Source organism: Klebsiella sp. ZJOU C1 (assembly GCF_035620215.1).
Taxonomy (GTDB): Bacteria; Pseudomonadota; Gammaproteobacteria; order Enterobacterales; family Enterobacteriaceae; genus Klebsiella; species Klebsiella variicola.
Map to the genome: position 1 here is coordinate 3,868,243 of NZ_CP141644.1, position 11,402 is coordinate 3,879,644.

Below are 11,402 nucleotides of genomic sequence, written 5' to 3' on the forward strand. Positions count from 1 at the left end.
TAAATAAAACTTAACATTCAGCAAAGCAATGATAGGCTGTATCAGTCAGGAACGAAAATAAAGGATGATCAACCGTGAAAAAAATCACTACGCTAGCCGTTTCTCTGCTGACCGCCGCCTGCATGTCCGCTGGCGCCCAGGCCGCAGACCAGCCGCTGGAAAAAGTCGCGCCGTTCCCGAAAGCGGAAAAAGGCATGAAGCGTCAGGTTATTCAGCTGCCGCAGCAGCAGGATGAGTCAGCGCTGAAGGTTGAGCTGATAATCGGCCAGACGCTGGAAGTTGACTGCAACCACCATCGTTTAGGCGGGAAGCTGGAAAGCAAAACCCTGGAAGGCTGGGGCTATGACTACTATGTCTTTGATAAGCTGAGCGGCCCGGTCTCTACCATGATGGCCTGCCCGGATGGCAAGAAAGAGAAGAAATTTGTCACTGCCGGTCTCGGCGATGATGCCATGCTGCGCTACAACAGCAAGCTGCCGATTGTCGTGTACGCGCCGACCAATGTCGATGTGAAATATCGCATCTGGCGCGCCGACGAAACCATCGGTAACGCCGTCGTCCGCTAAGTCGACCCATCAAACCGACAAAAAAATGGCAGCCCGCAGGCTGCCGTTTTTGTCAGAGCGTTTGTCAGAGCGCGATATCCGCCATCGGCTTACCACCGCTCAGCGGCTTCAGCTCCGCCTGCGGGGCTTCATCCGCCACCGCGGCCGGCTCATATTTCAGCTCCAGCACTTCACTGGTCCACGCCAGCGCTTTCTCAATCTCCGCCGGGTTGCCGTCAAGGCGAATACCGTAGGTCGGGATGATGGCCTTCAGCCTGGCCTGCCATTCCGGCGAATTGACTTTGTCTTTAAACACTTTTTCCATTAGCTGCAGCATGATAGGCGCCGCGGTGGAGGCGCCTGGCGATGCGCCGAGCAGCGCCGCGACAGTGCCTTCGTCATCGCTCACCACTTCAGTACCGAGGCGCAGTACCCCGCCCTTCTTCGCATCGCGCTTGATAATCTGCACGCGCTGACCGGCCTGCCACAACCGCCAGTCCTCTTTCCGCGCTTCCGGATAGTACTCGCACAGCGCCGCCAGGCGATCTTTATCTTTCTGCATCACCTGGCTAATCAGGTATTTCACCAGATCGAAGTTGTCCAGACCGACGTTGAGCATCGGCAGAATATTCGAGGTATTCGTCGAGGCCAGCAGATCCCACAATGAACCGTTCTTCAGGAAGCGGGTCGAGAAGGTGGCGAACGGCCCGAACAGCACCACGCGTTTACCGTCGATAATACGGGTATCAATGTGCGGCACCGACATCGGCGGCGCGCCCACTTCGGCCTGGCCGTAAACCTTCGCCAGATGGTGGTTCACCACCTCCGGATTTTCGCAGACCAGGAACTGGCCGCCGACCGGGAAGCCCGCATACTCTTTGGCCTGTGGAATGCCGGTTTCCTGCAGCAGCGTCAACGCCGCGCCGCCGGCGCCGATAAAGATGAATTTCGCTTTAATGACCCGCTTCTGACGACGGTTGTCGGCATCCGCGAGAGTGACCGTCCAGCTCTTGTCGGCGTTGCGCTTGAAGCGACGTACCACGGTACCCAGCTGCAGGGAGAAATTATCATGCTTTTGCAGGCCGGCGATCAGCTGGCGGGTAATTTCGCCATAGTTGACGTCGGTTCCCACTTCAGTACGGGTGGCGGCCACCTTTTGCTGCGGATCGCGGCCTTCCATTACCAGCGGCGCCCAGGCTTTGATCTGCTGATGGTCTTCAGAATAGCGAATACCGCGGAACAGTTCGCTCTGCTGCAGCGCCGCATAGCGCGCGCGCAGGAAGTTGACGTTATCTTCGCCCCACACAAAGCTCATGTGCGGCACGCTGTTAATGAAAGATTTTGGTTTGTTCAGGACGCCGCGCGTCACCTGATGCGCCCAGAACTGACGCGAGATATGGAAGGCTTCGTTGATGTCGACCGCTTTGTCGATATTGATGCCGTTGGCGGTCTGCGGCGTGTAGTTCAGCTCCATTAGCGCCGCGTGGCCGGTACCCGCATTGTTCCACCCGTTTGAGCTCTCTTCCGCCACGCTGGACATCTGCTCAACCATGGTAATAGACCAGTCTGGCTCAAGCTCCTGCAGCCAGGTTCCCAGTGTGGCGCTCATAATGCCGCCGCCAATCAACAATACATCCGTCTCTTGCTCATGGCGGGTGTTGGTCCGAGTGCTGTTGGGACCAACCGCCTGTGAGCGTGGTACGGCCATCTTTTTATTCATCGGATTTGAGCCTTACTTTACTCGCTGTTTTTATTTAGCGCAGGTGATACGATTCTCACCACTCACGTTACCACCGAAGCTCAAAAATTTAAATATTGTTTAAATTTTAAGTTCTGTTTTGAGATCCGTTATAAAAATGTTTAATAAATGTATACACCAAATCACTTTTTGTACTGGTAGCCTTGGGGATTCCGCGCTATCATCCTCGGTTTTGTGACAGACCGCACGGAAGCAGGGCCTGCCACCGCTCCCTCTTTTTTATAAGCTGCGAACTTTTTTTATGCCCCCAGTTTCTGACCCCGCCGCTTCCGGCAATCTGCGCCCCATCCTCCGCTCCCCGTCGTTACTGACGCGCGAAGTGCTGGCCGGCGTGCTTACCGCCCTGGCGTTAATCCCTGAAGTTATTTCGTTTTCGGTCATTGCCGGTGTTGACCCGCAGGTCAGCCTGGTTGCCTCGGTGGTGCTTTGCCTGGCGATGTCGGTCCTCGGCGGGCGCCCGGCAATGGTGACGGCTGCTGCCGGGTCGGTGGCGCTGGTCATTGGCCCAATGGTGCATCAGTACGGCGTGGGCTACATTCTGCCGGCGGTCATTCTGGCGGGTATGATTCAAATTTTGTTTGGTCTGTGCGGCATGGCGCGCCTGATGCGTTTTATTCCCCCGGCAGTGATGACCGGGTTCGTCAATGCCCTCGGGATCCTGATTTTCTTTGCTCAGGTACCGCACTTCTGGAGTCGCCAGCCGCTGATCGTCGGCCTGTTCGTCCTGACGCTGCTTATCGTCCTCTGGGCGCCGCGCTTCATTAAGGCCGTCCCGGCGCCACTGATCGCCATTGTCGCGCTCACTCTCTATACCGTCACCACTGGCCAGCAGTTGCCCACCGTCGGCGATGAAGGCTCGATGAGCGGCGGCCTGCCGGGATTCACTGCCCTGACCGTCCCCCTGAACCTGGCGACACTGCAGATTATCTGGCCGTGCGCCCTCAGTATCGCCTTTGTCGGTCTGATGGAGTCCCTGCTGACGGCTAAGCTGGTGGACGATCTCACCCATACCCCGTCGAACAAATCGCGGGAAAGCGCCGGGCTGGGTATCGCTAATATCCTTGCCGGCTGTTATGGCGGTATCGCCGGCTGCGCGATGATCGGCCAGACCATCGTTAACGTGGAGATGGGCAGAGCCCGCAGCCGACTCTCAACGGTGATCGCCGGTCTGGTGCTGCTCCTGCTGGTGACAGCGCTCAGCCAGGTGATGGCGCAGATCCCGATGGCGGTGCTGGCAGGGGTGATGGTGATTGTGGCGGTGAAAACCTTTAGCTGGCACAGTATTCGCCCGGGCGAACTGGCGCGTAATCCGTGGCCGGAAACGCTGGTGATGCTGGTGACCGTCGCCGCGACGGTGGGAACCAGCAATCTGGCGATCGGCGTGCTGGCGGGGATCGTCGCCATGGCGCTCATCCCCCGCCGCCTGCGCACGAAGGCGCAGGCTACATCAGAAACAGCGTCGCCAGACCAAGGAAAATAAAGAAGCCGCCGGTGTCGGTGATAGCGGTGATCATCACGCTGGAGCCGACCGCCGGGTCGCGCCCCAGCTTCACCATAACCATCGGGATTATCACGCCCATCATCGCCGCCATCAGCAGGTTGAGCATCATGGCCAGCGTCATCACCCCACCGAGCTGCGGATCGTCATACAGCCACCAGGTAATGGCCCCCATAATCCCGCCCCATACCAGGCCGTTAATCAGGGCGACGCCCATTTCACGCAGGATCAGGAAGGTAAAGCTGCCGGGCTGGATCTGCTGTAGCGCCATCGCCCGGACGATCATGGTGATCGTCTGGTTGCCGGTATTGCCGCCGATCCCGGCGACGATCGGCATCAGCGAGGCCAGCGCCACCAGCTGTGAAATGGTGTGTTCGAAGCCGTCGATGACCCTGGAAGCGATAAACGCCGTACACAGGTTGACCGCCAGCCACGCCCAGCGCGTTTTCACCGCCTTGCTGACCGGGGCGAAGACATCCTCTTCATCGCTCAGGCCCCCCATCCGGCGCAGATCGTTATCGGTTTCTTCATAGACCACATCGACGATCTCATCGATGGTCAGTCGCCCGATCAGCTTACCATCGGCATCAATGACGGCGGCGCTGAGCAAGTCATCACGTTCGAAGGTGCGCGCCACCTTCTCCGCCTCTTCGTGCGGCTGAAAGGTGACCGGATCGCCCTCCATCACCTCCCCTACCCGCTTCTGCGCATCGTTGAGCAGAATGGTCTGCAGCTCCAGCTCGCCGAGCAGCAGCTTGTTACGGGTGGTGACGAACAGCTTATCGGTGTTTTCCGGCATTTTACCCAGACGCCGCAGATAGCGCTGCACCGCTGCCAGCGTGGCCTCCGGTCGCACCGTAATGACCTCAAACTCCATGATCGACCCGACGCTGTTGTCGGCGTAGCGCATAATCTGGCGAATACGGGCACGCTTCTCGGCCGGCAGGGTCGCCAGCAGCCGTCCGGTCAGGTTGCGCGGCAGATGCTGCAGCAGGTAAACCTGTTCATCGATATCCAGCGGCTGCATCGCCTGCAGCAGCTCGGGGTCGCTCATCTTGTCGATCAGGTCGCCCCAGACGTTTTCTGAGGCTTCCAGCAGCACTTCGCCACGTTTATCGTCAGGCACCAGGCACCACAGCGCGGTGCGGGCGTCATAGGGGAGCGCTTCCAGCGCATCGGCGAGATCCGGCGGCGGCAGATGCGAGACCAGGATCTCGACTTCCGCCAGGTCATCGGCCAGCGTGCCTTCATCATAGCGTTCGGCCAGCGTCAGTTTGCCCAGCAGCGCGGAGGTCACTGCTTTATCGGTACTCAAGAGCCAAATCAGACGGGCGCGCTCTTCGTCACGTAAGCGGGCGCTTTTTTTATGCAAAACGGACATCGATCGGGCAATCCTTTTGAGAATAGTGAGCCGGCCTGCGGGCCGGAAGCCTTAAGCATAGCGCGAGGAGGGGGAAATAATAACCGCCAGCAATGTAGTCGCTGAAAATTTCAGCGGCGCGGCACCCGGCTTTTCCCCCGGGCTCGCGGCGAGCATCAGGCCGTACGGGCCACCGCATCGCGGGAAGCCTGCGCCCGCTCCTCCCCGGTGAGCTCGGACAGCTGGCCGGCACGCATCTCCAGCAGGCGATCGGCGTGCTGGAAATAGTGATCGTCATGGCTGATGGCGAACACGGTTTTCCCCATCTGCTGCATCAGCGGCAGCAGCACCTGATAGAACTCGCGGCGGAAATGCGGATCCTGATCCGCCGCCCATTCATCCAGCAGAATGATGTCCCGGGACTCGGCCAGCGCCAGCAGGAGCGCCACGCGCTTCTTCTGCCCTTTCGACAGCCGGAGGTCGGCGATTTTCCCGTTCTCCAGCTGTAGCTTGTGGGCCATTTGCAAACGCTCCAGCCACGTTGCCACCAGCGCCGGATCGGCCTCCTCTCCCTGCGGCCCGAGCAGGCGGTCAAACAGCCAGACGTCGGTAAACACCGCGGAGAACAGTTTGCGATACTCCTCCGGTTTATCCGCCGCCAGCGGCTGGCCGTCCACGAGGATCTGACCGGAAACCGGCTGATACAGGCCGGTCAGGAGCATCGCCAGGGTTGACTTGCCGCTGCCGTTGCCGCCGATCAGAAACACCAGCTCGCCGCGTTTCAGCGTCAGGTTAAGCGGCCCTACCGCAAAGCGCTGGTCCGGATAATGGAAAGTGACATCGCGCAACTCCAGCGTCTGCCAGTCAGGATGCGCCTGCGGCCGGGGAAATTCGGCTTGATATGGGGCGAGAGAGAACTGGCGCAGCTTGTTAAACGCCACCTGGGCGCTGAGCAAGGTGGGCAGCGCGCCGACGGCGGAGAGCAGCGGCGTGCGCAGAAACAGCAGCGTCAGGGAATAGGTCGCCGCCACGGCGGTATCGGCCCAGCCGAGGCTGTTGGCCATCCAGAACACCAGCCCGATGGCGCCAAGCATCATAATATTCGACCAGTTAACCGCGCTGAGATGGAAGGTATCGGCGCGAACGATATGGTGCCGATACTCCCGGGCGTCCGGGAGGTAGAGCTGATTAAACACATACTCCGCGCGTTCGCGATTGAGGGTCAGCTCTTTGCGCCCCTCCAGCACCGTCTGGTAGTCGTGATACAGCTTATCTTCCGTTTCGCGCAGGCTGGCCATATGTTTGTACACCCGCGACACCAGCACAAAACCGCCCCAGATGGTGAGCGCCATCCACAGCGCCGTCACCAGCATCATTTTGCCTGACAGCCAGGCCAGATAGGCGGCAGAGCCGAAGGTCAGAATGATCCCCTGCACCAGCTCCGGCAGGCGCACAAAGGCGATGGTGATGTTACGGATATCGCTGGTCAGCCCGGCAAGCAGCGACGCGCTGCCGATCTTCTCCACCTGTTCAATCTGAGTATCGAGGATGCGTTTAACAAATTCGCCGCGCAGGCGATAAACAAAATGGTGGCCGAGGGTGGTCAGCGCCAGCTGGGAGCCCAGCGTCACCGCCATCAGCAGCCCCAGCAGGCCTAGAAACTCCGGCAGGACCCGCAGCGAGGTATCGACAGCGGTAATCAGGCGCAGGTTAATGAAGGCGATTAAGCCGATACCCAGCGCGGCGCTGAGCAGACTGAGGGCAATCACGCCGAGAAACGGCCAGCGATACTGACGCCAGACGAGAGAGAGAAGTTCCATAACAGGCTATCCGGAAAAGCAAAACAGCCAGCAGTTTAAACGGCTCGCCGATGACATCAAGAATAATTCTTATTTTAATACTGGCGACTGCCCGCCTGCCGAAAAGTGAGGTTGTAACGACAGTCGCCCGTTTCGGGGTGATGCCCGGCTTTCAGCGGCTGAATACCATGATAAAACAGACGCGACTCGCCGCCCCAGACCACCACATCGCCATGCTCCAGCAGCAGCCGCTGTAGCGGGTCGCTGCGTTGCAACCCGCCAAACTGAAAGATGGCCGGCAGACCCAGCGAGACCGAGACGATCGGCGCCCGCAGATCCTGTTCATCTTTATCCTGATGCAACGACAGTTTTGCGCCCGGCTGATAGCGGTTAATCAGACAGGCGTCGGGGGAAAAGTTCGGATAGCCGCCGGCCGCGGCTGCCGCCAGCGCCAGTTCGCGGAATACGGCAGGCATCGGCGGCCAGGTTTGATCGGTTAACGGGTCGACCGGGTCGTACAGGTAGCCGTGGCGATCGGTGGTCCAGCCCAGCGCGCCGCAGTTGGTCATGGCGACCGACATGGTGTATCCGCCCGGCGTGACCATCTGGCGAAATGGCGACTGGCGGGCGACATCGGCAATCGCCTGCAGCAGCGCCGGGGCGCGCTCGCGGGAGAAGCGTCGGAGCACCACCGCACCGGGTGCCAGCGGCTCCTGCCACGGTGGCGTATCGCTAAACAGATCGAGCATTATTCCTCCTCGTGTTGGGCCTCACGCGCCAGCAGCTGCGCTTTCCGCGCCGTTCCCCAGCGATAACCGGACAGCGCGCCGCCCTCCCGTACCACCCGATGGCAGGGAACGATCACCGCCAGCGAATTCGCCGCGCAGGCGCCAGCCACCGCTCTTGCCGCTCGTGGCAGACCAATATGCTCTGCCACCTGGCGGTAGCTGCGGGTCTCGCCCGCCGGGATCTGCCGCAGCGCCTGCCAGACCTGCAACTGAAAGGCGGTGCCCTGCAGATCCAGCGGCAGCGATACCGGCCGCCGGCTGTCGTCGAGGTGAGCGAAAACCTCGGCCATTTGGCGACGGAACTCTGGGGTGCCTTGGCGCAACTCGGCGTTGGGAAAGCGCTGGCGCAGGTCGTCGAGCAATGCCGTATCGTTATCGCCCGGCAGAACGGCGCAAACGCCACGCTCACTCTGCGCCACCAGACAGCGGCCCAGCGCGCAGTCGCCCGTGGTCCAGGTCACCACGGTGGCGGCGCCGCCGCGGCGAAACTGACGGGCCGTCATGCCTAATGCCGCATCGGCCTGACGATAATAGCTGCTGCTGTCGGGAAAACCGGCCGCCAGCGCGGCGCGGGTCACCGTGTTCCCCTGCTCCAGCGCTTCCCGCAGACGTCGGGCGCGCCACGCCTGTTGCCACGCTTTGGGGGTCATACCGGTGACGGATTTAAACAAACGGTGGAAATGAAACGGGCTGACCGCCAGCTCACGAGCCAGCGCCTCAAGGGTCAGGGGCGCGTCCTGCTCCAGCAACCGGCAGGCCTGCGCCACTTTGTCGACCCTTTGCTGCTGCGGATCGTCTTTATCCGGCTGGCAGCGTTTGCAGGGGCGGAACCCCGCCGCCACGGCAGCGGCGACGTCGGCAAAAAAGCGCACGTTTTCCCGCCGCGCACGACGCGAGCGGCAGGAAGGGCGGCAGCAGATACCGGTGGTCAGTACCGCAAAGACAAACTGACCATCGGCCCGGGTATCACGTTCGCAGACCGCCTGCCAGCGGCGGTCATCGGTATCGGCAACTATCGGTTTCATGACGAGGCTCCTGCTGTAAGTGTATCCTCAGTCTGCGGCGACGCCCGCAGCAAAAAACCCGCAATCTTGCTTTTTAATTTTTCTCGCCGACGAGGAAGGTGCGAAACTGTGGCGACATCCAGGTTTTAAACCCCTCGCCCTCTTTGACGATCATATAGACTGCCAGCCCCTGCTCGCGCACCACCTGCTGCGCTTTTTCCGGCCCGAGGACCATCAGTCCGGTATCCCAGCCATCCGCCTCCAGCGCCGTTGGCGCAATGACGGTGACGGAGACCAGCTTATGGCTTATCGGCTGCCCGGTCTGCGGATCGATGACGTGCGAGATACGTTTGCCGTCGAGTTCATAGTAATTACGATAGCTGCCGGAGGTGCTGATGCCGTGACCATTGATGTCGACAATCGCCTGGACGGCGTTTTCCCGGTCGGTCGGTTTCTGGATCGCCACCCGCCAGGGCTTGCCTTCGCCGTTCATCCCGCGGCTCACCAACGCCCCGCCCACCGACACCAGATAGCGGGAGATCCCCTCCTGCTCCATCAATCGCGCGAGGTGATCGGCAGCATAGCCCTCCCCCACCGTGGAGAGATCGACAAACAGATCGGGGATATCTTTTTGCAGGAATTGCCTGCCGCTCTGATTGATAACCTGCAGATGCTGCAGGCCGGTGCGCGCCTTCGCCGCGGCTATCGCCTGGGCATCCGGGGTGGTGACCGGCTGTTTATCCGGACCAAAGCCCCACAGATTGACCAGCGGCCCCACGGTAATATCCATCGCGCCGTGCGTTTTGGCGCCAATCCGCAACGACAGCGTCACGATGTCCGCCATCGCTTCGCTCACTGGCCAGGGCCGGGTATCCGCCGCGTGGTTGAAACGCATCAGCGCCGAGTCGTTTTTCCAGGTCGACAGCAGGCGATCGTCGGCGTCCAGCTGGGCCTGAACCTTGGCGCGCAACGCCTCAGCCTTTGCCTCATCCACGCCAATGACGCTGACCCGCCAGAAGGTGCCCATGGTTTTGCCATCCAGCACGGTGGCCGTCGAAGCAGGGGTCGCAGGGGTGATGGCTGAATCGCAGCCAGAGAGCAGTACGCAGGCGCCCAGCAGTGCGGCGCGAAAGAAAGTCATGTCCATTAGTCGAGGCTCCTCTTACCAGGGCGACAAGAGTATACCAGCGAGGTTAAACCAGACATAAAAAAAGGCGCCAGAGGCGCCTTTTTCTTGTGCAGCTTGCGACTTAGAACTGGTAAACCAGGCCCAGTGCAACCACGTCGTCGGTAGAAACACCGGCGTTACGGGTGAAGCTGTTGTCGTCCAGCAGGTTGATTTTGTAGTCAACATAGGTGGACATGTTTTTGTTGAAGTAGTAGGTCGCGCCAACATCAACATATTTCAGGAGGTCCTGGTCGCCGTAGCCTTCCAGATCCTTACCTTTAGACTGCAGGTAAGCCACGGACGGACGCAGACCGAAGTCGAACTGGTACTGAGCAACCACTTCGAAGTTCTGTGCTTTGTTAGCAAAGCCCAGGGAACCGGCGCGGGTCGCGTTGTAGGTCTGGGTGTACTGAGTGGCCAGGTAGATGTTGTTCGCGTCGTATTTCAGACCACCGGTGTAGGTTTCAGCGTTGTCGCCGTTACCCAGAACCAGGTTGTTCTGATCGTCGGTACGTTTAGAGTGAGAGTACGCGAAACCAGCGCTGATGCCATCAAAGATGTCATAAGTTACAGAAGTACCGTAGCCGTCGCCGTTCTGTTTCTGCGCGCCACGACCGTTGTTGGTCGCGCCTTCGCCGCTGACGCTGCCGTTTTTACCCTGGTACTGCAGAGCAAAGTTCAGGCCGTCAACCAGACCGAAGAAGTCAGAGTTACGGTAGGTTGCAACGCCGTTAGCACGGGACTGCAGGAAGTTGTCAGAACCGTAGGTGTCGCCGCCGAATTCCGGCAGAACGTCGGTCCAGGACGTTACGTCGTATACCACGCCGTAGTTACGACCGTAGTCGAAAGAACCCGCGTCACCAAATTTCAGACCGGCGAATGCCAGACGAGTCCATGCCTGATCGCTGGAGCTTTCAGTGTTGTTCGCCTGAACGTTGTATTCCCACTGGCCGTAACCGGTCAGCTGGTCGTTGATCTGAGTTTCGCCTTTAACGCCTACACGCATGTAGGTCTGGTCGCCGTCTACGCTCTTGTCGTCAGAGAAGTAGTGCAGACCATCGATTTTACCGTACAGGTCTAATTTGTTGCCATCTTTGTTATAAATTTCAGCCGCATTTGCTGCGCCTGCTACCAGCAGAGCCGGTACCAGGAGGGACAGTACTTTAACTTTCATGTTATTAACCCTCTGTTTGTTATATGCCTTTTATTATGCCACTGCTTACTGATTACCCTTCTAATCAGTCGGCTATTTCATTGTGCTGCAAAATGCAGAATAATCCAACAAGAATATGATACTAAAACTTCTAAGATGTTTCAAAATGCCCACAAGATGTTTCAATTTGTAAAAATGGCGGAACTTTTTGCACCACAAAATGGTCTGGGAAATACGCACTAATAATCAAAAAAAATATTTATTGGTTCACAATCAATCACATACACACAAATAACTCTATAGCACTGAATGGTAAAACAAAACTATC

General features: G+C 59.1%; 9 protein-coding genes. 2 read left to right on the plus strand and 7 right to left on the minus strand.

Annotated features, from left to right (window positions below; all coding sequences use genetic code 11):
• The first annotated feature begins 74 nt into the window (after positions 1–74).
• Positions 75–566, plus strand: a complete 492-nt coding sequence (gene eco / locus SPE70_RS18500; RefSeq protein ID WP_012541004.1) for a serine protease inhibitor ecotin — start codon at positions 75–77, stop codon at positions 564–566.
• 64 nt (positions 567–630) lie between these two features.
• Here the strand turns inward: eco and mqo are convergent, their stop codons facing one another.
• Entirely contained in the window at positions 631–2,265 is a 1,635-nt protein-coding gene (mqo, locus tag SPE70_RS18505) for a malate dehydrogenase (quinone) (protein WP_012541003.1), read from the minus strand.
• A 358-nt stretch (positions 2,266–2,623) separates the two neighbouring features.
• On the opposite strand from mqo, the gene SPE70_RS18510 reads away from it, so the two are divergent.
• The gene (locus tag SPE70_RS18510; protein WP_074188486.1) at positions 2,624–3,784 is read left to right on the plus strand and encodes a SulP family inorganic anion transporter; all 1,161 of its coding nucleotides are present in this window, start codon (positions 2,624–2,626) and stop codon (positions 3,782–3,784) included.
• On the opposite strand, the gene mgtE is transcribed toward SPE70_RS18510, so the two are convergent.
• The 6 genes from mgtE to SPE70_RS18540 form a co-directional block, all read right to left on the minus strand.
• Positions 3,747–5,183 (minus strand): magnesium transporter, encoded by a 1,437-nt coding sequence (mgtE, locus tag SPE70_RS18515; protein WP_012541001.1) that lies wholly within the window; start codon positions 5,181–5,183, stop codon positions 3,747–3,749. The genes SPE70_RS18510 and mgtE overlap by 38 nt on opposite strands.
• A gap of 155 nt (positions 5,184–5,338) precedes the next feature.
• Positions 5,339–6,982, minus strand: a complete 1,644-nt coding sequence (locus SPE70_RS18520) for a multidrug ABC transporter permease/ATP-binding protein (RefSeq protein WP_016161571.1) — start codon at positions 6,980–6,982, stop codon at positions 5,339–5,341.
• A gap of 74 nt (positions 6,983–7,056) precedes the next feature.
• Complete coding sequence (alkB, locus tag SPE70_RS18525; protein WP_032730834.1) at positions 7,057–7,710, minus strand: DNA oxidative demethylase AlkB; 654 nt, start codon at positions 7,708–7,710, stop codon at positions 7,057–7,059.
• Positions 7,710–8,774 (minus strand): bifunctional DNA-binding transcriptional regulator/O6-methylguanine-DNA methyltransferase Ada, encoded by a 1,065-nt coding sequence (ada, locus tag SPE70_RS18530; protein ID WP_023340559.1) that lies wholly within the window; start codon positions 8,772–8,774, stop codon positions 7,710–7,712. The genes alkB and ada overlap by 1 nt, the downstream gene beginning before the upstream one ends.
• 73 nt (positions 8,775–8,847) lie before the next feature.
• On the minus strand, positions 8,848–9,900 hold the full coding sequence (gene apbE / locus SPE70_RS18535; protein ID WP_023298015.1) for an FAD:protein FMN transferase ApbE: 1,053 nt from the start codon (positions 9,898–9,900) through the stop codon (positions 8,848–8,850).
• A 103-nt stretch (positions 9,901–10,003) separates the two neighbouring features.
• Positions 10,004–11,095 carry a porin OmpC gene (locus SPE70_RS18540; RefSeq protein ID WP_008803977.1) on the minus strand — a complete coding sequence of 364 codons (1,092 nt, stop codon included), beginning with the start codon at positions 11,093–11,095 and terminating at the stop codon, positions 10,004–10,006.
• Positions 11,096–11,402 lie beyond the last annotated feature (307 nt).